Raw genomic sequence first — 19,618 nt, 5'->3', positions numbered from 1 at the left:
CGGCCGGGCCCCGCATCACGCGGGGCCCGGCCCTCGTTTGCCAGAATGATCACCGTCCCCCGGCCGCCACCACCGAACGGACTCCCCCATGCTCCCCTTCGACGAGGGCCGCGCCCGCCTGCTGCTCGCCCACGCCTGCGAGTCCGCCGGCCTGCCCGGCCCCGGCGACGCACGGCTGCTCGCCCTGGGCGAGAACGCCGTCTTCGACCTCGGCGACCCGGCCGTGGTCGCCAAGGTCGGGCGCGGCCCCGAGCTGTTCGGGCGGGCCCGGCACGAACTCGCCGTCGCCCACTGGCTGGCCGGCCGGGGCGTCCCGGTGGTCCGGCCCTACGACGGCGCGCCGGACGGGCCGCAGCTCCCCCACGGACACCCCGTCACCTTCTGGCACCGCCTCGCGCCCGCCGTCCGGCCCGCCCGGCCCGCCGACCTCGCGCCGCTGCTGCGCGCCCTGCACCGGCTGCCGCTGCCGCCCTTCCCGCTCGACCGGCGTGACCTGCTCGCCCCGGTGGAACGCTGGCTCGCCTCCGCCGAGGGACACGTCGACCCGGCCGACGTCGCCTTCCTGCGCCACCGCCGGGACGCCTTCGCCGCCGCCCTGCCCGACCTCGCCCCGCACCTGCCGGCCGGGGTGATCCACGGCGACGCCCTGCCGCGCAACGTGCACGTCGGCCCGGACGGGCCGGTCCTGCTCGACCTGGAGAACGTCTCGCACGACCTGCGCGAGCACGACCTCGTGGTGCTGGCGCTCAGCCACGACCGGTACGGCGTACCGGCGCAGGAGTACGGGGCGTTCACCGGCGCGTACGGCTGGGACGTGCGGGAGTGGTCCGGCTTCGCGGTGCTGCGCGGTGCGCGGGAGACGGCCAGCGCCTCCTGGGTGGCGCAGCAGGCGCCGGGCAACCCGGCCGCGCTGGCCGAGTTCCGCCGGCGGGTGGAGTCGCTGCGCGCGGGGGCGACGGACGTGCGCTGGTACCCGTTCTGACGCCCGGCCGGGTTCTCGTCGGCGCGCTCGGGGTGCGCTCACGGGGCGTGCTTGTGCGGCGCAACCGGACGTGGTCCGATCGGCGTCCCATCCGACAGTCAGCCTGAAGTCGGCCGGCACCCGGCCCGACGGCAGTCCGACCCAGGGATCGCGATCACCTCCGCACCCGAGGAGCCGCAGCCATGCCCGAGCACGCAACCCCGCAGCGCCTCTCGCCGCCCGCCCGGCGCCGCCGCCGACCCCTGCTCGCGGGCTGCGTCGCGGTGGCCGCCGCCCTGGGCCTGGCCGCCTGCGGCACCGCCAACGGCGCGCTCCAGCCGCAGCCCGGCATCACCGCGTCCGGGCCGGGCACCCCGGCGCCGTCGGCTCCGCCCACTGCTGCGGCCTCCTCCGCCGGCACCCCCTCCTCGTCCGGGCCGTCCGCCTCGACGCCGGCCGCGCCCGCCACGCCGAGGCCCGGCACCCCGAAGCCGACCACGCCCAACCCCCCGCCGCCGAGCACCTCCAGGCCGCCGACGCACGCTCCGACCCAACCGCCGTCGCACACCCCGGACACCCGGCCGGGCACCCCGCCGGCCACCCGCCCGCCCACGACCACCCCGGTCCCGCCGCCACCGCCGTCCTCGGACGGGGTGTCCACCTCGGTGGTCCGCTCCACCGCCTCCGGCGGCCGCACGGTCGCGCTCACCTTCGACGACGGTCCCGGGCCCGCCACCGGCCAGATCCTCGACCTGCTCGCCCAGTACGGCGTCAAGGCGACGTTCTGCCAGGTCGGCCAGCAGGCCGCCGCCAACCCGGCGATGGTCCGGCGGATCGTCGCGGCCGGACACCGGCTCTGCGACCACAGCGTCGACCACCCCCAGCCGTTCGCCGCGCTCCCGCACGACCGGGCCGTGTCCGAGATCTCCAGGGCCAAGGACATGATCGTCCAGGCCGGCGGCCCGGGCACCAGGGTCTCCTGGTTCCGCGCCCCCGGCGGCGGGTTCACCGCCGACAACCAGCGGATCGCCGCCGACCTCGGCCTGCGCCCGCTCGGCTGGTCGGTCGACCCGCGGGACTGGGCCCGCCCCGGCGTCGCGTCGATCGTCTCCACCGTGCAGGGCCAACTCCGGCCCGGCGGTGTCGTCCTGATGCACGACGGCGGCGGGGACCGCAGCCAGACCGTCGCCGCGCTGAAGCAACTGCTGCCCTGGCTGGTGGCCCAGGGCTACCACTTCGACTTCCCGGCCGGCTGACCGGTTCGTCCGCCACATCCCGTGCGGCCGAACGGAGTCGACCGCCGGGGCCGGCCCTGACATCCGCGCGGCGTCGTCGGGCGCGCCCGGATGCCGTTCTCCCCCGCCCTCGCCCCGCTCCCGTCCGGCTCCCCGCCGTCCTCGCCTCCGGGGCCGCCGACGCCGGGCCTGCGGCGGCCGTCGGCTCAGGCCCTCCGGAGCCGGCCGAGCCGGCGGAAGGTGAGGAACGCCTGCACGCCGAACGCCGGCAGGACGGCCAGGAGGACGGACCACGGCGCGACCTGGCCGAGGAGCAGGGCCGGGAGCAGGGCGGGCAGGACGGCGAGCAAGGCGATGCCGATGCGCAGACGGCGGTTCACAGGGACTCCTCGGGACTCGGTTGATCGGGATTCGGTCGGTCGGGACTCGGTTGATGGGGACGGGCGGTCACGCGCGGGCGCGGTCGAGGTAGGCGGTCAGGTCGTGCCAGGCGTCGGCCGGGGCCGTCGGGTCGCCGGACATCGCGGCCGGCTCCTGGTGCCAGGCGGTCCGCACCGCCCCCGAGAGGCCGGAGTCGCCGCCGTTGAACAGCCGGCCCAGCTCGTCCATCCGCGCCGCCAGCCTCCGCACCTCCGGCGCCGTCGGCTCCACGCCGGCCACGCGCAGCGCCTCGGCCCTGCGGTAGAGCTCCGGCCACTCGACCTCCACCAGGTAGTGGACGGCCGGGCCGAGCGCGGCTGCCCGGTCCTGCAGAGCCCGCAGCTGGTCCTCGTCGAGGTGACGCCGCAGCGCCTGCCCGCCCTCCGGGCCGGCCCCGCCCATCGCCTGGAGCAGGCCGATCAACGTGGCCGTCTCCGGGGCCCGTTCGGCGGCCAGCTCGTCGTGGACGTGGGCGAGCCTGCTCCGCAGGGCCTCCAGCGAGACGATCGCCGCCTCGACTCCGGCCAGGTGCTCGCCCACCAGCCGGACGGGGTCGACCCCGACGTCCAGGCAGGTGGCGATGGTCTCCAGCCCCAGCCCGAGGCGCCGCAGCGCGAGGATCTGGTAGAGGCGGACGACATCCGGCTCGGTGTACTCACGGTGCCCGGCGGCGGTCCGCCGGGACGGGCCGAGCAGCCCGATCTGGTCCCAGTGGTGCAAGGTGCGTACGGTCAGTCCGCTCGCCTCGGCGAGCGCCCCGACCTTCCATGTGCGGTCGATGCCCATGCCCCCATGGTGCGACCTGACGTCGCGTGAGGTGCAAGCCCGGCCACCCGGCGGCGACCGGCGCGACCGGCGGGCCCCGGGGCAGCCCCCGCGCGGGCAGCCGGGCGGGCGCCCCGGTCGGGTCTGGCGGCCGCCGGTGCGGCAGGGCCGGAGGCGGCCGGGCCGCGCGGTACGGGGAGGCGGACCGTGCGGCCCGGCGCTACCGTGAAATTGCGATCCGATCGGGTCGGTCCCCAGGTATTCCCCCTGTGATTCGTCAACGAACCGACAAGTGCCGACAAGTCTCGGAGTGGTCCGTCCACGCCGAATTCGGGCCGGGAGTGACAATGGCCAGTTACGAAAGCGCCAGATCGAAGGCGTTCACCCGGGCGGCGACCACGACCCTCACCGGCGTGCCGCTCGACGTCCCCGACGACCACCCGCTCCGCGAGGCCGGTGGCATGCCGATCCAGACGTGTGTCTGCGTGACGGACCCGTGCCCCTGTGACGACCACCCGATCGTCTGGCTGGAGGAGGCCGCCGTCCGTGACCGTACCGCGACCGGCCGACGCACCACCGCCGGTGACGAACTGTACGACTTCGCGGTGGCGGCGGACGCGTCCGTGGTCGTCGAGTCCTTCCGCAAGGTCAGAGCGGCCGACGCCGCCCGCGCCGGCGGTCCCGCCGACGCCGAGGGCCCGCCGCCCTTCATCGTGCGCCGCCGGCCGGGCGCGGCCCGGTCCGCCGACAAGGGCGGCCCGTGCCACGGAGGCAAGGAATCGCTGCTCCGCGCCGATGCCGGCTGCAACGACATCGAGATCACCGAGAGCGGCGCGACCTACTGCTTCGTCGAAAGCAGCGAGCACTACTGCATCTACGTGCTCTGCTGAACGGGCCGGCTGCCGGGAACACCGGCCGGCGCGCCCGCCCCGGGCCGGCTAGCGCAGCGGCCAGCGCGGGTCGATGACCGCCTGCGGGTCCTTGCCACGGCGGAGCCAGGCCTGGAGGCCCTCGGCCCAGTCGCGGTACCAGCCGATCTGGCGGGCGTGCAGGTCGGCGAGCGGGACGGCGCCGACCTCGGCGGGGTAGCGCTCGGCGAGGGCGACGGCGACGCGGACGGCGGCGAGGGCGTCGCTGCCGGCCTCGTGGGCGTCGGTCAGCTCGACGCCGTAGACCTCGCAGACCCGCTGGAGGGTGCGCGAGCCCTTGCGGTACTTGTCGACGGCCCGGTCGATGACCAGGGCGTCGAGCACCGGGGCGACCGGCCCGCCGAGCCGCTCGGCGAGCGGGGCCAGGCCGTGCCGGTGCAGTTCGGCGTCGAGCAGGGAGAGGTCGAAGGGGGCGTTGAAGGCGACGACGGGGCTCCCGGCGGCGAGCCGCTCGCAGAGGGCGGCGGCTATCTCGTCCACCGCCTCCTTGGCCGGGCGGCCCTTGCCGCGGGCGACGTCGTCGCCTATGCCGTGGATCGCCGTGGCCTCGGCGGGGATCGGGACGCCCGGGTCGAGCAGCCAGCCGGTGGCGCTCAGCCGGCGGGCTCCGACGGTGTCCACGAGGGCGGCCGTGACGATGCGGTCCACGGCCGGGTCGGTGCCCGTGGTCTCCAGGTCGAAGCCGACCAGTGGCTGCTGCCACCAGCTCATAGGGGTGTGTCCTTCCGTCCTGCTGGTCGAAAACAGCCCCTATCATCGCCCGCCCCACCGACAACGCGGTCGCTGGGGCGGGCGCGCCCGGGCGCCCGGGCCTGCTCAGACCCCGGCGAGCAGGCTCCGGCCGAGCCAGTCGGTCTCGTCCAGGACCCCGGGCAGGACGTAGAAGTACCCGCCGCCGGTGGGCCGCAGGAAGCGGGCCAGCGGCTCGCCGGAGAGCCGGGTCTGGACGGCCTCGAACTGCCGGGCCACGTCCTGCTGGTAGCAGCAGAAGGCCAGGCCGAGCTCGGGTTCGCCGTGCTCGTCGAGCCCCCGGTCGTAGTTGAAGCCGCGGCGCAGGATGCGGCTGTCGCGGGTGGCCTCGGTGCGCGGGTTGGCGAGGCGGATGTGGGCGTCGAGGGCGATGACGGCGCCCTCGGGGTCGTTTCCGTAGACGGGGGCGTCGTTCTCCTTGCCGCGGCCGAGCGGGGCGCCGTCGGCCTTGCGGCGGCCGATGATCCGTTCCTGGTCCTTCAGGGCCACCTCGTCCCAGGGCGCGACCAGGGTGCGGATCGCCCGCACCACCTGGTAGCTGCCGCCGGCCGCCCAGCCCGGCTCGCCGCTGTTCACGCCGACCCACACCAGCTCGTCCATCTGCCGGGCGGACGCGGTGTCGGGGTTGGCGATGCCGTCCTTGAAACCGAGCAGGTTGCGGGGGGCGCCGGTGGGGCGGGCGCGGTTCTGGAAGCCGTCCAGCTGCCAGCGGGGGCGGAGCGCGCCCTTGGCGGAGCGCAACAGGTCGCGCAGGGTGTGCTGGACGGTGTCGCGGCTCTCGGCGCAGATCTGGAGCAGGAGGTCGCCGTGGCACTCGGCGGGGCGCAGGCCGTCGCCCGGGAAGTCGCGCATCGGGACGAGGTGCCTGGGCCGGGCGGCGGCGAGGCCGTAGCGGGCGTCGAAGAGCGAGGCGCCGACCGCGACGGTGACGGTGAGGTCGTCGGCGGGCAGGGCACCGGGGCCGAGGGTGCCGCTGTCGGCAGGTGCGGCGGCGGGGCCGAGGTCGGGCGGGGTACCGCCGGCGGTGAGGAAGCGGATCCGGTCGGTGAGGGTGCGCAGCAGGGTCTCCAGTGCCGTGCGGTCGGGGGCCTGGAGGTCGAGGGCGACGAAGCTGCCGTAGCCGGGCGGCGGGTTGGTGATGCCGGCCTGGTGGGCGCCGTGGAACGGGATCCCGGCGGCGGGGGGTGTCGCGGCGGGGCTCGCGGCGGCGGGAGCGGCGGTGGGACCGGCGGTGCCGAGGGCGAGCGCCCCGGCGGTGCCGGCGCCGAGGGCGGTGCGCACGAAGCTGCGGCGCGAGGCGCCGGGGTGGTCCGGGCTGGTCATCGGTCGGCCTTCCGGGTCGGGGCGGGCGCGGGCGTGCCGGGGGAGGCCTCTCGGCAGCGGGGAGGGACGGCAGGCGCTCCGGCGGGATCATCCGCCTGCCTGCTGATCATGAAATCGACGCTAGCAAGCCCCTCGCACCCCGCGCCCGCCCGAGCGCCCCCGGCCGACCCCCCATCGGCCGAATACCCGCCGGTTGCCATCCGACCGGCCTAGGCCCGGTGCCCACGCCTGCCCACGCCTGCCCCGGTGCCGGTCTCCGCACCCGCCCGGAACTGCGCCCGCCAGGGCCGGGCCTGCGCCCCGGCCTCCCCTGTCACCCCCCGGTCACCCTTGTCACCCCGCGGCGGGGCGGAGCAGGAACACGTCGACCGAGTCCTCCGACTCCGCCACGAACCCGTGCCGTTCGTAGAGCCGGGCGGGGGTGCTGTTCACCCGGGCGGTCCGACCATCCGCCCGGCTGGACCGCCAACGCGTCTCAGGAGACCGGCCGGGAGTCCCCCCAGATCCCTTCGAACTCCTCGCGGTAGACCTCCAGCAGCCCGGCGTCGGTACCGCCCGGCTGCTGGCCGGCGCCGCCGCGCAGCACCAGGGCGGGCGACTCCATGCCGCGGGCCCGGCGCAGGTAGGGCTGGACGACGCCGAGGTCGCGGGTCTGCCGACGGGGGCCGCCGGTCTGGCCGGCCGGGCGCGGGCCCTCGACCAGGTAGGCGGTGAAGCGCGGGGTCTCGTCGAAGACCCGGATCTCGAAGCCGCCCTGGTCGCGCAGCCGGGCCCGGACGCGGCGCACGTGCATGATGTTCATCTCGATCGAGCGGGCCAGCTCGCCGCGCCCGAGGCCGAGTTCGCGCTCGCGGCGGCGGACGGCGCTGCTGGCGGGGTTGAGGAAGAGCAGCCGGACCCGGCAGCCGTCGGTGGCGAGCCGGACGAGGCGCTTGCCGGTGTAGTTCTGGCAGAGCATGCCGAGGCCGATGCCGAGCGCGTCGAGCCTGCGGGCGCCGTCGAGCAGGTCCTCGACGGGGAGGTCGCGCTGGAGCCGGACCCGGTCGGCGTGCACCGCGACCACGTCCGCGTACCGGCCGGCCACGAGGGACTCGACCACGTCGGCGGGTACGCCGCCGGAGCCGCCGTCCAGCAGGGCGAGCAGGCGGGCGGAGGCGCGTTCGGTCTGGGCGAGGACGGTCTCGGTGAGGACGCGGTTGCGGGAGACGACGTGCCGCGCGACCTCCAGCTCGTCCAGGGCGAGCTCGATGTCCCGGCGGTCGGCGAGGTACGGCTCGAAGCAGGGCCAGTGCTGGACCATCAGTTCGCGCAGCTGGGGCAGGGTGAGGAAGACCAGCGGGTCGTCGTCGGCGGGGTCGAGCAGGTAGCCCTTGCGCCGGCTGACCTCGCGGACGGCGCCGGCCCGGTGGGCCCACTCCTCGCCGGCCGGGCCGGCCGCGGCGGTCACCCAGTCCTCGCCGTGGGCGGGGGCGTAGATGGGGTAGAGCACCTCGTCGACGAGGGAGCGCAGCCGCTGTTCGACCAGGTTGAGCCAGACGTACGCCCGACCGGCCAGCCGGACCCGCTGGTAGGCGTCCTCCCACTCGGCGCCGGACCAGGCGAGGGCGGGTATCTCGACGGGGCCGCTCTGGGCGGGCACCAGGGCCCGGCCGGTCAGGGTGGGGCGCATGACGACGGTCGGGGCCTCGCTGCGGGCGCCGCCCCGGTCGGGGCCGCCGGGCCCACCGCCACGGCCGCCGGCGGGGAACACCATGCGCCACCTCACCTGGTTCCTGATGGAACTGCTACGTCTGCTTCGTCTGCGGGTCCGTTCGCCTGCGGTTCCGCGGGTCTTCCGTCCGCCGTTCCCCTGATGGATCGCCACCAGCGTGCGGGCGGCCGGACGATCAAGGGTACTGCCCGGCGTGAGCGGCCCGCAGCCGGTTGGCCGACGGCGGGCCCGGCGCCCCGGCCGCACCATCAGCCCCAGCCGCCCCGGGCGTCCGCGCGCCGGGCGGCGTGCGCGCTGGTGTTCACGCCGGCGCGCGCGCCGGGTGGAGAGGCCCGCCGCACGCCCGCCGGGCCGCGGCCGGGAGGGCTCCGGAAAGGCTCCGCGAAGGCTCCGGGGGGCGGCCGCAGAGCCGCCGGACACCCGTTCGGGCGAACACGCGCCGAATGGCCCCGCTGTCGGGGAAAGCGTCGGGGAGTATGCGGACTGTGCCGTACGTCACGGTGCGCGACCGCCGCACATGCCCGGCCGCCCCGCCGGGAAACAGCGTCGGAGTCCGGGCTGATTGTCGGACTACCTGTCAGTTTCGCTTCAGCGCAAGGAAGTTGAGGACTCATGCAGGTCTGGCCAGGGAAGCCTTACCCCCTCGGTGCCACCTACGACGGGGCCGGCACCAACTTCGCGGTGTTCTCGGAGGGCGCCGACCGGATCGAGCTCTGCCTGCTCGACGAGGACGGCTCGGAGACGGCCGTCGAACTGCGCGAGACGGACGCCTTCGTCCGGCACGCCTACCTGCCCGGCATCCAGCCCGGCCAACGGTACGGGTTCCGCGTCCACGGCCCGTACAACCCGGGCCTCGGCCAGCGGCACAACAGCGCCAAGCTGCTCCTGGACCCGTACGCCAAGGCGATGAGCGGGAACATCGACTGGGACGAGTCGGTCTACGGCTACCACTTCGGCGCCCCCGAGCGCCGCAACGACCTGGACTCCGCCCCGCACACCATGCACTCGGTCGTGATCAACCCGTACTTCGACTGGGGCACCGACCGGCCGCCGCGCACCGACTACCACCGCACCGTCGTCTACGAGGCCCACGTGAAGGGCCTCACCAGACTCCACCCCGGCATCCCCGAGGAGATCCGCGGCACCTACGCGGGCCTCGCCCACCCCGCGGTGATCGAGCACCTGGCCAAGCTGGGCGTCACCGCGATCGAGCTGATGCCGGTGCACCAGTTCGTCCGCGACCACCGGCTGCGCGACCTCGGCCTGGCCAACTACTGGGGCTACAACACCATCGGCTTCTTCGCCCCGCACTCCTCCTACTCCTCCACCGGGGACCGGGGCCAGCAGGTCCAGGAGTTCAAGTCGATGGTCAAGGCGCTGCACGCGGCCGGCATCGAGGTCATCCTGGACGTCGTCTACAACCACACCGCCGAGGGCAACCACCTCGGCCCCACCCTCTCGCTGCGCGGCCTGGACAACGTCTCCTACTACCGGCTCGCCCAGGACCAGCGCTTCTACGAGGACACCACCGGCACCGGCAACAGCCTGCTGATGCGCAGCCCGCACGTCCTCCAGCTCATCATGGACTCGCTGCGCTACTGGGTCACCGAGATGCACGTGGACGGCTTCCGCTTCGACCTCGCCGCCACCCTGGCCCGGCAGTTCCACGAGGTCGACCGGCTCTCCTCCTTCTTCGACCTGGTCCAGCAGGACCCGGTCGTCTCCCAGGCCAAGCTGATCGCCGAACCCTGGGACCTCGGCGAGGGCGGCTACCAGGTCGGCAACTTCCCGCCGCTGTGGACGGAGTGGAACGGCATGTACCGGGACACCGTGCGCGACCTGTGGCGGGGCGAGAACGCCACCCTCGCCGAGTTCGGCTCCCGGCTCACCGGCTCCTCCGACCTCTACCAGGACGACGGCCGCCGGCCCATCGCCTCGATCAACTTCGTCACCTGCCACGACGGCTTCACGCTGCGCGACCTGGTCTCGTACAACGAGAAGCACAACGAGGCCAACGGCGAGGACAACCGGGACGGCGAATCGTTCAACCGCTCCTGGAACTGCGGCACCGAGGGCCCCTGCACCGACCCCGCCGTCGAGGAGCTGCGCGCCCGCCAGCAGCGGAACCTGATCGCCACCCTGATGCTCTCCCAGGGCGTGCCGATGCTCTCGCACGGCGACGAGCTCGGCCGCACCCAGCACGGCAACAACAACGCGTACTGCCAGGACAACGAACTGACCTGGGTGCACTGGCCCGAGGAGGACGGGCCCGAGGCCCGGCTGCTGGAGTTCACCCAGGGCATGATCTGGCTCCGCCGCGACCACCCGGTCTTCCGGCGCCGCCGCTTCTTCCACGGCCGCCCGGTCTCCAGCCGTCCCGGCCCCGGCCGCCCGGCCGGCGGCGGCTACGAGGACCTCACCGACATCGCCTGGTTCACCCCCAGCGGGGAGGAGATGACCAAGCGCAACTGGGGCGCCAGCTACGCCAAGTCGCTCACCGTCTTCCTCAACGGGTACGCCATCTCGGAGCCGGACCGGCGCGGCGGGCGGATCGTCGACGACTCGTTCCTGCTGATGTTCAACGCCCACTTCGAGCCGCTGGAGTTCACCGTCCCGGCCGGCCACGGGCAGGAGTGGCAGATCGTGGTCGACACCGTGCAGCCCCGGCTGCCCGCCCCCGGCACCGGGTCCCGGGTCAAGGCCGGCGACGCCCTCTGGCTCACCGACCGCTCGCTGATGGTGCTCCAGCGGCCGGCGTAGGGGGCGGGGCGGGGCACGCGGAGGAGGGTGCAGGTCACCTGTTCGGATCAGCACCGGGTCTTGGCGGCGGGCTCGCGCGGGTACTCATGGACTCATGACCTCCGCCGCCGAGCCCGCGCAGCCCCGCCCGGCCGCTACTCCCCCGCCGACGCCGGCCGCCGCTCCCCCGCCGACACCGCCGGTACCGCCGACGCCGCCCGCACCGACGCCGCCCGCACCGCCGTCGGCCAGCTACCGGCTCCAGCTCCAGCCCGGCTTCACCCTCCGCGACGCCACCGCCGCCGTGCCCTACCTCGCCGCCCTCGGCGTCTCGCACCTGCACCTCTCCCCGCTGCTGGAGGCCTCGCCGGGCTCCACCCACGGGTACGACACCGTCGACCACGGCCGGATCGGCGAGCAGCTCGGCGGTGAGCCCGCACTGCGGGCGCTGGCCGCCGAGGCCCACCGGCACGGCCTGCGGCTGATCGCCGACGTGGTGCCCAACCACATGGCCGTCCCCGTCCCCGAGCAGCTCAACCAGCCGCTCTGGCACGTGCTGCGGGACGGGCCCGACTCGCCGTACGCGCGCTGGTTCGACATCGACTGGGCCGCCCAGCCGGGGCCCGCGGACGCCCCGGACCGCGGGCGGGTGCTGCTGCCGCTGCTCGGCGACCGGCTCGGCGCGGTGCTCGGCGAGCTGGCCGTGGACGGGGACGTGCTCCGCTACCACGACCACGTCCTCCCCCTGCGGCCCGGCACCGCGGGCCTGCCCCTCTCCGAGCTGCTCGCCCGCCAGTGGTACCGGCTCGCCTGGTGGCGGCTGGCCCGCACCGAGCTGAACTACCGGCGGTTCTTCACCGTCAACGAGCTGATCGCCGTCCGGGTCGAGATCCCCGAGGTGTTCGAGGCCACCCACGGCGTCCTGCTGCGGCTGCACCGGGACGGCGTCCTGGACGGGTTCCGGATCGACCACCCCGACGGCCTCGCCGACCCCCGCGGCTACCTGCGGCGGCTCGCCGAGGCCACCGGCGGCGCGTACACGGTGGTGGAGAAGATCCTCACCGGCGACGAGCGCCTGCCCGCCGACTGGCCGTGCGCGGGCACCACCGGGTACGACGCGCTGCGCCGCATCGACGGCGTGCTCACCGACCACGCGGGCGCCTGCCGGCTGGCCGGGCGCTACGAGCACCACGTCAGCGGGGCCGCGCTCACCTCCGAGCCGTGCGCCGACCCGCACCCGGCCGTCGCGGCCGCCCGGCGCGGGCGGGCGGACATGACCGGGCCGCGGGGCGAGCTGGCCGCCGAGGTCGAGCGGCTGGTCCGGCTTGCCGTCCGGATCGGCGCCGCCGAGCCCGCGCACGCGGACCACGCGCCCTGGCAGCTGCGCGACGCCCTGCAACGGGTGCTCACCGGCTTCCCCGCGTACCGGCCCTACGCCCGGCCCGGCGAGCCGGCGCCCGCGGTCTCGGCGGAGCAGCTGGCGGCCGCGCTCGACGGCTCGGCGGACCCGTCCGACCGGCTGGTCGCGGAGCTGGCCCTCGGGGGGCTCGGCACCGGCCCCGAGAAGGACGAGTTCTGCGTGCGCTTCGCCCAGACCGCCGCCGCCGTCGCGGCCAAGGGCGTCGAGGACACCGCCTTCTACCGCTGGAACGCGCTGCTGAGCCTCAACGAGGTCGGCGGCGAGCCGGCCAGGCCCGGCCTGCACCCGGAGGACTTCCACGCCTGGTGCCACTACGTCGAACGGCACTGGCCGGCCACCATGACGGTGCTCTCCACCCACGACACCAAGCGCAGCGCCGACGCCCGCGCCCGCCTCGCCGTCCTCGCCGAACAGCCGGACGCATGGGCCGCCGAGGCCGCCGCCTGGTCCACCGCGGCCGGCCCGGGCGGCGACCGGGACGGCGACTGGCTGCTCTGGCAGACCCTGGTCGCGGCCTGGCCGATCACCCCGGAGCGGCTGGTCACCGCGCTGCTCAAGGCCGCCCGCGAGGCCAAGCTGCGCACCTCGTGGACGTCCCCGGACGCCGGCTACGAGCAGGCCCTCGCGGACCGCGCCCGCGCGGTGTACGGCAACCCGGGGCTGTTCCCCCGGATCGAGGGGTACGTGCGGATGCTCGCGCCGTACGCCCGGTCCAACACCCTCGCCGCGGCCCTGCTCCACCTCACCGTGCCGGGGGTGCCCGACCTCTACCAGGGCAGCGAGGAACCGCTGTACACCCTGGTCGACCCGGACAACCGCGGGGTGGTGGACCTCGGCGCGCTCGCCGTGCGCCTCACCGACTCGGCGACGCCCCGCCCGGGGGACCTGGCCCGGGAGAAGCTGCACCTCACCGCGACCGCCCTGCACCTGCGCCGGGCCCGCCCGCCGGGCGCCTACCGGCCGCTGGCCGCCGTCGGCCCCTCGTCGGACCACCTGCTCGCCTTCGCCCGCGGGGACGACACGGTCACGGCGGTGACCCGGCTGCCGTACGGCCTGGAGCGGGCCGGCGGCTGGCGCGACACCGTGCTGGAGCTGCCGGCCGGCGGCGGGTGGACGGACGAGCTGACCGGCCGCCGCTTCGCGGCCGGGCCAGTGCCGGTGACCGAGCTGCTGGCCGCCTCCCCGGTGGCCCTGCTGACCAGGGGGACCAGGGAGACCAAGGGGGCCAGGGAGACCAGGGGGACCGGGCAGGCCGTTCGAACCGTTCAGGCCCACCGGGCCGACCGGGCCGGGAACACCGGCGAGACCGGAAGGGGCGACGCGTGACTCTGCCGGAGCTGCGGACGTACGAGGTGTGGGCGCCGGCCGCGGCCGGGCAGGTCGAGGTGGAGGTCGGCGGCGCCCGCCACCCGCTGGCCCGGGACGGCGCACGGGCCGGGTGGTGGCGCGGCGAGGCGCCCGCCGGGGACTACGCGTTCCGGCTGGACGGCGGCCCGCCGCTGCCCGACCCGCGCTCGCCCTGGCAGCCGCACGGCCCGGACGGGCCCAGCCGGCCCGTCGACCACGCCGCGTTCCGCTGGTCGCAGACCGGCTGGCGCGGCCGTCCGCTGCCCGGCGCCGTCCTGTACGAGCTGCACGTCGGCACCTTCACCGCCGCCGGCACCTTCGACGCGGCCGCCCGGCACCTGGAGCACCTGGCGGCACTGGGCGTGGACTTCGTCGAACTGCTGCCGGTCTGCCCGTTCCCCGGCCGGCACGGCTGGGGCTACGACGGCGTCTCGCTCTGGGCCGTCCACGAGCCGTACGGCGGGCCGGAGGGGCTCAAGCGCTTCGTCGACGCCGCGCACCGCACGGGCCTCGGCGTCGTCCTCGACGTGGTGCACAACCACCTCGGCCCCTCCGGCAACTACCTTCCCGCGTACGGCCCGTACTTCACCGACCGGCACCACACCCCGTGGGGCTCGGCGGTCAACCTGGACGCGCCGGGCTCGGACGAGGTGCGCGCCTACCTGACCGGCAGCGCACTGGCCTGGCTGCGCGACTACCGGATCGACGGACTGCGACTGGACGCGGTGCACGCCCTCGCCGACGACCGCGCCGTCCACTTCCTGGAGGAACTCGCCACCGAGGTCGAGAAGTTGGCGATCGCCACCAACCGGCCGCTGTTCCTGGTCGCCGAGTCCGACCTCAACTCGCCGCGCACCACCGCCCCGCGCGAGGCCGGCGGCCAGGGCCTCACCGCCCAGTGGAGCGACGACTTCCACCACGCGTTGCACACCGCGCTCACCGGCGAATCCCAGGGCTACTACGGCGACTTCGCGGCCGCCCCGCTGGCGGCGGTCGCCCGCACGCTCACCCGCGGCTTCTTCCACGACGGCGGCTGGTCCTCGTTCCGGGGCCGCAGCCACGGCCGCCCGTTCCCGGCCGCCCACGGCCACCGGCTGCTCGGCTACCTCCAGACCCACGACCAGGTCGGCAACCGGGCACTCGGCGACCGGCTGTCCACCAGCCTCACCCCTGGCCAACTCGCCTGCGGGGCAGCACTGGTGCTCACCTCCCCGTTCACCCCGATGCTGTTCATGGGCGAGGAGTGGGGGGCGAGCACCCCCTGGCAGTACTTCACCGACCACACCGACCCGGACCTCGCCGAGGCCGTCCGGCAGGGCCGGCGGCGGGAGTTCGCCGAGCACGGCTGGCAGGCGGAGGCGGTGCCGGACCCTCAGGAGCCGGCCACCGTCCTGCGCTCCGTCCTCGACTGGACGGAGCCGAGGCGCGCCCCGCATTCCGAACTGCTCTCCTGGCACCGGACGTTGATCCGGCTGCGGCGCGACCGGCCGGAGCTGGCCGACCCGGACCTCTCGGCCGTTCGGGTGGGGTTCGACGAGGCGGCGCGGTGGCTGGTGGTGCACCGGGGGCCGTACCGGGTGGCGGTCAACCTGTCCGGCTCCTCCGCCGTGCTGCCGTTGGGGGCGGCGGGGCGGGAGGTGGTGGCGGCCTTCGGGGAGGCCGCGATCGACGGTGCGGGCGTGCGGCTGGGCGCGGAGTCGGTGGCGGTCGTGCTGACCTGAGCGGCCGGGCGGGCGGGCGGACAGTCGGGCGCGCGGGGCGCGAGGCGGGCGCGGGGGGCGAGACGGGCGCGGGGGGTGCGAGGCGGGCGGGCGCGGGCGCTGGGCCACCGGCTCACTCACCAGAGGAACGTGGCGATCCGCTCCCGCAGCGAGGCCGCGTCGAGGCCGTAGGCGGCCAGGTGCTCGGGGATCGAGCCGTAGTGCCGGTGCTCCTCGCGCGGCACGCCGAGGCCGAGCACCCGGTGCGGCCGGTCGTTCAGTGCGGCGTGCGCCTCGTTGGCGGAGGTCCCGGCCAGGTACGGCTCGACCAGCACCACGTCCGCCCGCCCGCCGACGGCCGCACGCAGCCCGGCCGCGTCGAACGGCCGCACGGTGGCCGCGTACACCACGGTGACGTCCAGGTTCTCGGTCGCCGCCAGAACGGCGTCCAACATCGGGCCGACCGCCAGCACCACGCCCTTGGTGCCCGTGCGCACGGTGGTGAACCGCCCGGCCTCGACCGGCACCGCGGCGGCGTTCCGGTGCAGGGAGAGCCGCACGTACACGTTGCGGTCGCCGTCGGCCACGGCGTGGCGCAGCAGCTGCTCGGCCTCGTCCGGGTGGCCGGGCACGTGGACCGTCCAGCCGGGCAGCGTGTCCAGCAGCGCGACGTCACCCGGCGACATGTGGGTGCGGCCCCCGGCCGGCCAGTCGTACGAGCCCCCGGCGCTCACCAGGACGGCGCCGACGCCCTGGTGGCCGAGGTCCAACTTGACCTGCTCAAAGGGGCGTTCGACCAGGAAGCTGGCGAAGGTGTGGGCGATCGGCCGCATCCCGGTGAGCGCCAGGCCGCCGGCGGCGCCGATCAGCAGCTGCTCGCGGATCCCGACGTTGACCACCCGGTCGGGGTGACGCTCGGCGGCGGGGGCGAAGGCGGACGCGCTGATGTCGGCCAGCACGACGGCCAGCCGCGGGTCGTCGTCGAGCAGGCGGGTGGTCACGTCGAGGAAGCGCTCGCGCATGGTGTCCATCGGTCTGTTTTCCTTGCCTTCGGAGGGTGTCAGGAGGTCTTGGGGGCGGCCGGTCGGGTGTTCCCGCCCGACGCGCCAGGGGCGCCCGGGCCCGGCGTGTCAGTACTCCTTGGGCTCGACGCGGGCGATCACCGCGCGCGGGCGGCCCGGGTGTTCGGCGGTGAACGCCGCGTACAGCGCCTCGTGGTCGCGCCCGTCCACCGTCTCGGCCGACCAGCCCTCGGCGGTGAAGCGCGCCGCGATGCCGCCCTGCCAGCCGTGCGTGGCGGAGGAGTTGTCGATGACGACGACGTGCAGCCGGTCCAGTCCGGTCGCGCCGGCGAAGGCGACCGCCTCGTGGTTGGAGCCCTCGTCGAACTCGGCGTCCCCGACCAGTACCCAGACCTCCGAGTCGGTGAGCCCCTGGGCGCGCAGCCCGAGCGCGGTGCCGACCGCCAGCGGCAGCCCGTGCCCCAGCGAGCCGGAACCGATCTCCACGCCCGGCACCAGCGTGCGGTCCGGGTGGTGGCCGAGCGGCGAGTCGTACGCGCCGAAGCTCGGGAGCAGCGCCGGGTCGAGGAAGCCCTTGGCCGCGAGCACCGCGTAGTAGGCCATCGGGCCGTGACCCTTGGAGAGCAGGAAGCGGTCGCGGTCCTGGGCCTCGGCGGTGGCCGGGGTGACCCGCAGGACCCGGTCGTAGAGCACCCAGAGGGCGTCCAGCGTGGAGGTGGCCGCGGGGCCGTGCTTCTCGTCGCCGGTCATCCGGCTCATCAGGCCCGGGAGGTCTTCGAAGGTGACTTCGGTACGGGTGTTCGTCGTCATGCCCACGATGCTGCAACTTGAAGTCGACTTGAAGTCAAGCCGCTAGGGTGGTCCCCATGACCGCACCCGAGACCTCCGTCGGACCGAGCCGGCACGACCTGCTCACCATCGGCCAGCTCGCCGGCCGCAGCGGCCTCGCCACCTCGGCCCTGCGCTACTACGAGAAGCTCGGCCTGATCCACGCCACCCGCACCGCCGGCGGCCAGCGCCGCTACGCCCGCGGGACCCTGCGCCGGGTCGCCTTCGTGCGGGCCGCCCAGCGGGTCGGCCTCTCCCTGGACGAGGCCCGGGTCGCCCTCGACCGCCTCCCCGAGCGCCCCGCCCCCAGCGGCACCGAGTGGGACGGCGTCGCGGCGTCCTGGCAGAGCCGCATCGACGAGCAGATCGCCGAACTCGAACGTCTGAAGTCCAAGCTGGGCGGCTGCATCGGCTGCGGCTGCCTCTCCCTCACCCGCTGCGGCCTCTACAACGCCGGCGACCGCGCCGCCGACGCCGGCCCCGGCGCCCGGTACCTGCTCACCCGCGACCCCGACACCGGCCCCGAGCCCGTCCCCGCCGAACCCGCCCCCGCCGGGGACGGCCCCGCCGGCCGCTGAGGGGCGGGCGCGGAGGCGTCGGCACTCAGGACGGCGCTCAGGGGCGGCACTCAGGGGCCGGCGTTCAGGGCCGGTGCTCAGGGGCCGGCGTTCAGGGCCGGTGCTCAGGGGCGGGCGTCCCCGCGCAGCAGGCTGTAACGGACGATGTCGCGCCACGCGCCGTCGCGGAAGACCAGGCTGCGCTGCACGCCCTCGCGGGTGAAGCCGCACTTCTCCAGGGCGCGCTGCTCGGCGAGGTTGACGGTCTCGGTGTCGGCCTCCAGACGGACCACCGGCGAGTGCGCGAACAGGTAGTCCACCAGCAGGCGTTGGGCCTGCGTGCCGATGCCGCGGCCGCGGGCCTGCGGGATCAGCTGGATGCCGACGTTCCAGTACGGCGCGGCCGGCACCACCGCCGCCCGCCGCCAGGCCACGAAGCCGCAGAACTCACCGCCGGACACCACCGCGAGCTGCGACCGGTCCGCCCCCAGCAGTCCGTCCTCCGCCCACTTCCGCCGCAGCCGGCCGGGGTCGGACCAGCCGTACCACTGGAGCGCGCCGACCGCCTCGGGGTCGCTCAACAGCCGCTCCAGGAGCGGGAGATCGGCTTCGGATATCGGACGGAGGATCACCCGGTCATCGCTCATCCGGCCACTGTAGCCACCGGCGGAGCGGGGCCGGGACCTGGATCCGGATCGGGCGGGACCGGAACGGGCAGGTGCCAGTGATCCGCTGACGTCGGGTGCGGATCAACCGCGCCTGGAGGCGCCGTTCGATGACGGCCGTCCGGAAGCGGCACGAGCCGGTCCTCGGCGCCGGGATCCTCCGCATCGCCGTGAAAGGCGGCGGCATCGGCCCGCTCCGGACCACCGGCGCCGCGCTCCTGGCGGCGGCCGGACCGCTGAACCGGCTGTTGCACCGGCTGCTGCGCCGGCCGTTCATCCGGCGCCAACGCCCGTGCGGCACTGTCGAACCGGCGCCGGCCGCCATACCGGCGATCGGCCGCTGGACGGCCCACAACGGCCCGGCCGCCGCCGCAGCGTCCCGTTCCGCCGAACCTCCCGGGACGACGCCGGCGGCGAGCACGACCGAGCTCCCGCGGACGGCCCACCGTTCACGGCCGCGCTCCCCGATGCGACGGCCGGCGCCGGCCGCGGAGAACAGGCCTCCGGAAGCAGGCCGTTGGCGCACCCCGGGCGGGAATCCCGGGCGTTCCCTAGCATGATCATCATGACCACGACCGACGCCGCCCGCCCCGGGCACCACCCCACGGCCAAGCCCTCGGCGATCGCACTCGCGGCCTGCTGGACGGCGGCCGCCGTCTGCTGGGTCGTCTTCGCCCTGACCTACGGGCCCAGCGAGGCCGAGGCGGCCGGCCGCGACAGCGACGACCTCATCGGCTTCGACCTCGCAAGGCTGCTCGCCGGCGTCCTCGCCCTCGGCGCGGCCACCCTGGCCACGCTCTGGCTGGCCGCCTTCCTCCGGCTGCGGAACGGCCTGAGCGGCAGCGCCGCCGCCTGGAGTGCCACGGTGCTGTCGGTCCTGGGCGTGGTGCTCTGGCTCCCGATGATCGCCGCGCTGCCGGCGGCCTGGGCCGTGGCGCTCGCCCTCTTCCTCGTGCTGATGGTGGGCGGGGCGTTCGCGACCGCGTCGAGGGCGGACGCCCCGCCCACCGCCGGTACTCGCCCGCCGGATTCCTCGGATTCCTCGGATTCTTCGGCCCCCTCGGCGCTCGGGGGCTGAACGGGGTCAGAACGTCAGCGACCCGAAGGCGCCGTCCCGGTTGCTCCTCGCCCGGGCCCGCGGGCAGGGTCTGCGCGCGCCGCCGGGCCGAGGGCCACTGGCGCGCGCAGGGAGGGAGGAACTCCAGAGGAAGACGGCGAAGCCCTGGTCAGGGGCAGGTGCTCCCGG

General features: G+C 75.5%; 16 protein-coding genes. 8 read left to right on the top strand and 8 right to left on the bottom strand.

Going from position 1 to position 19,618, the window contains the following annotated elements:
• The first annotated feature begins 88 nt into the window (after positions 1–88).
• Positions 89–982, top strand: a complete 894-nt coding sequence (locus tag J5Y04_RS12685) for a phosphotransferase enzyme family protein (RefSeq protein WP_209412063.1) — start codon at positions 89–91, stop codon at positions 980–982.
• A gap of 182 nt (positions 983–1,164) precedes the next feature.
• Complete coding sequence (locus J5Y04_RS41580; protein WP_245204687.1) at positions 1,165–2,217, top strand: polysaccharide deacetylase family protein; 1,053 nt, start codon at positions 1,165–1,167, stop codon at positions 2,215–2,217.
• A gap of 185 nt (positions 2,218–2,402) precedes the next feature.
• Here J5Y04_RS41580 and J5Y04_RS12675 read toward each other — a convergent pair whose 3' ends face one another.
• The gene (locus tag J5Y04_RS12675) at positions 2,403–2,576 is read right to left on the bottom strand and encodes a hypothetical protein (protein WP_209412062.1); all 174 of its coding nucleotides are present in this window, start codon (positions 2,574–2,576) and stop codon (positions 2,403–2,405) included.
• A 67-nt stretch (positions 2,577–2,643) separates the two neighbouring features.
• Positions 2,644–3,402, bottom strand: coding sequence for a MerR family transcriptional regulator (locus J5Y04_RS12670; protein ID WP_209412061.1), 759 nt, complete (start codon positions 3,400–3,402; stop codon positions 2,644–2,646).
• 326 nt (positions 3,403–3,728) lie between these two features.
• On the opposite strand from J5Y04_RS12670, the gene J5Y04_RS12665 reads away from it, so the two are divergent.
• Positions 3,729–4,271: a hypothetical protein gene (locus J5Y04_RS12665; RefSeq protein ID WP_209412060.1), complete on the top strand. Its 543-nt coding sequence runs from the start codon at positions 3,729–3,731 to the stop codon at positions 4,269–4,271.
• A gap of 48 nt (positions 4,272–4,319) precedes the next feature.
• Here the strand turns inward: J5Y04_RS12665 and J5Y04_RS12660 are convergent, their stop codons facing one another.
• From J5Y04_RS12660 to J5Y04_RS12650, 3 genes are all read right to left on the bottom strand, one after another.
• Positions 4,320–5,021 carry an exonuclease domain-containing protein gene (locus J5Y04_RS12660; protein WP_209412059.1) on the bottom strand — a complete coding sequence of 234 codons (702 nt, stop codon included), beginning with the start codon at positions 5,019–5,021 and terminating at the stop codon, positions 4,320–4,322.
• 105 nt (positions 5,022–5,126) lie between these two features.
• Positions 5,127–6,383, bottom strand: a complete 1,257-nt coding sequence (efeB, locus tag J5Y04_RS12655) for an iron uptake transporter deferrochelatase/peroxidase subunit (protein WP_209412058.1) — start codon at positions 6,381–6,383, stop codon at positions 5,127–5,129.
• 475 nt (positions 6,384–6,858) lie between these two features.
• On the bottom strand, positions 6,859–8,136 hold the full coding sequence (locus tag J5Y04_RS12650) for an SAV2148 family HEPN domain-containing protein (RefSeq protein ID WP_374106004.1): 1,278 nt from the start codon (positions 8,134–8,136) through the stop codon (positions 6,859–6,861).
• A gap of 570 nt (positions 8,137–8,706) precedes the next feature.
• On the opposite strand from J5Y04_RS12650, the gene glgX reads away from it, so the two are divergent.
• The 3 genes from glgX (at position 8,707) to treZ (ending at position 15,321) form a co-directional block, all read left to right on the top strand.
• Complete coding sequence (gene glgX / locus J5Y04_RS12645; RefSeq protein WP_209412057.1) at positions 8,707–10,854, top strand: glycogen debranching protein GlgX; 2,148 nt, start codon at positions 8,707–8,709, stop codon at positions 10,852–10,854.
• Positions 10,855–10,948: 94 nt separating this feature from the next.
• Positions 10,949–13,579, top strand: coding sequence for a malto-oligosyltrehalose synthase (treY, locus tag J5Y04_RS12640; RefSeq protein ID WP_209412056.1), 2,631 nt, complete (start codon positions 10,949–10,951; stop codon positions 13,577–13,579).
• The gene (gene treZ / locus J5Y04_RS12635) at positions 13,576–15,321 is read left to right on the top strand and encodes a malto-oligosyltrehalose trehalohydrolase (protein ID WP_307853079.1); all 1,746 of its coding nucleotides are present in this window, start codon (positions 13,576–13,578) and stop codon (positions 15,319–15,321) included. Before treY ends, treZ begins: the two co-directional genes overlap by 4 nt.
• Positions 15,322–15,437: 116 nt before the next feature.
• Here treZ and J5Y04_RS12630 read toward each other — a convergent pair whose 3' ends face one another.
• Together J5Y04_RS12630 and J5Y04_RS12625 are read right to left on the bottom strand one after the other, a co-directional pair.
• Positions 15,438–16,331 (bottom strand): transketolase family protein, encoded by an 894-nt coding sequence (locus J5Y04_RS12630; protein WP_209412055.1) that lies wholly within the window; start codon positions 16,329–16,331, stop codon positions 15,438–15,440.
• Positions 16,332–16,430: 99 nt separating this feature from the next.
• On the bottom strand, positions 16,431–17,132 hold the full coding sequence (locus J5Y04_RS12625) for a thiamine pyrophosphate-dependent enzyme (protein WP_209412054.1): 702 nt from the start codon (positions 17,130–17,132) through the stop codon (positions 16,431–16,433).
• A 56-nt stretch (positions 17,133–17,188) separates the two neighbouring features.
• On the opposite strand from J5Y04_RS12625, the gene soxR reads away from it, so the two are divergent.
• Positions 17,189–17,728 (top strand): redox-sensitive transcriptional activator SoxR, encoded by a 540-nt coding sequence (soxR, locus tag J5Y04_RS12620; RefSeq protein ID WP_209412053.1) that lies wholly within the window; start codon positions 17,189–17,191, stop codon positions 17,726–17,728.
• Positions 17,729–17,832: 104 nt separating this feature from the next.
• On the opposite strand, the gene J5Y04_RS12615 is transcribed toward soxR, so the two are convergent.
• Entirely contained in the window at positions 17,833–18,354 is a 522-nt protein-coding gene (locus J5Y04_RS12615) for a GNAT family N-acetyltransferase (RefSeq protein WP_209412052.1), read from the bottom strand.
• Between the two features lie 583 nt (positions 18,355–18,937).
• On the opposite strand from J5Y04_RS12615, the gene J5Y04_RS12610 reads away from it, so the two are divergent.
• On the top strand, positions 18,938–19,450 hold the full coding sequence (locus J5Y04_RS12610; RefSeq protein ID WP_209412051.1) for a hypothetical protein: 513 nt from the start codon (positions 18,938–18,940) through the stop codon (positions 19,448–19,450).
• Positions 19,451–19,618: the final 168 nt, after the last annotated feature.

The sequence above is a fragment of the Kitasatospora sp. RG8 genome, from assembly GCF_017813315.1.
Classification (GTDB): Bacteria; Actinomycetota; Actinomycetes; order Streptomycetales; family Streptomycetaceae; genus Kitasatospora.
This window is presented reverse-complemented; position numbering and strand designations above follow the sequence as displayed.

Excerpts from the sequence above, each read along its gene's own strand:
- J5Y04_RS12685 (WP_209412063.1), top strand. The coding sequence starts at position 89 with ATGCTCCCCTTCGACGAGGGCCGCGCCCGCCTGCTGCTCGCCCACGCC.
- glgX (WP_209412057.1), top strand. The coding sequence starts at position 8,707 with ATGCAGGTCTGGCCAGGGAAGCCTTACCCCCTCGGTGCCACCTACGAC.
- J5Y04_RS12670 (WP_209412061.1), bottom strand. The coding sequence starts at position 3,402 with ATGGGCATCGACCGCACATGGAAGGTCGGGGCGCTCGCCGAGGCGAGC.
- J5Y04_RS12650 (WP_374106004.1), bottom strand. The coding sequence starts at position 8,136 with ATGGTGTTCCCCGCCGGCGGCCGTGGCGGTGGGCCCGGCGGCCCCGAC.
- J5Y04_RS12660 (WP_209412059.1), bottom strand. The coding sequence starts at position 5,021 with ATGAGCTGGTGGCAGCAGCCACTGGTCGGCTTCGACCTGGAGACCACG.
- J5Y04_RS12625 (WP_209412054.1), bottom strand. The coding sequence starts at position 17,132 with ATGACGACGAACACCCGTACCGAAGTCACCTTCGAAGACCTCCCGGGC.
- J5Y04_RS12615 (WP_209412052.1), bottom strand. The coding sequence starts at position 18,354 with ATGAGCGATGACCGGGTGATCCTCCGTCCGATATCCGAAGCCGATCTC.
- J5Y04_RS12665 (WP_209412060.1), top strand. The coding sequence starts at position 3,729 with ATGGCCAGTTACGAAAGCGCCAGATCGAAGGCGTTCACCCGGGCGGCG.
- soxR (WP_209412053.1), top strand. The coding sequence starts at position 17,189 with ATGACCGCACCCGAGACCTCCGTCGGACCGAGCCGGCACGACCTGCTC.
- efeB (WP_209412058.1), bottom strand. The coding sequence starts at position 6,383 with ATGACCAGCCCGGACCACCCCGGCGCCTCGCGCCGCAGCTTCGTGCGC.
- J5Y04_RS12610 (WP_209412051.1), top strand. The coding sequence starts at position 18,938 with ATGACCACGACCGACGCCGCCCGCCCCGGGCACCACCCCACGGCCAAG.
- J5Y04_RS12630 (WP_209412055.1), bottom strand. The coding sequence starts at position 16,331 with ATGGACACCATGCGCGAGCGCTTCCTCGACGTGACCACCCGCCTGCTC.
- J5Y04_RS41580 (WP_245204687.1), top strand. The coding sequence starts at position 1,165 with ATGCCCGAGCACGCAACCCCGCAGCGCCTCTCGCCGCCCGCCCGGCGC.
- treY (WP_209412056.1), top strand. The coding sequence starts at position 10,949 with ATGACCTCCGCCGCCGAGCCCGCGCAGCCCCGCCCGGCCGCTACTCCC.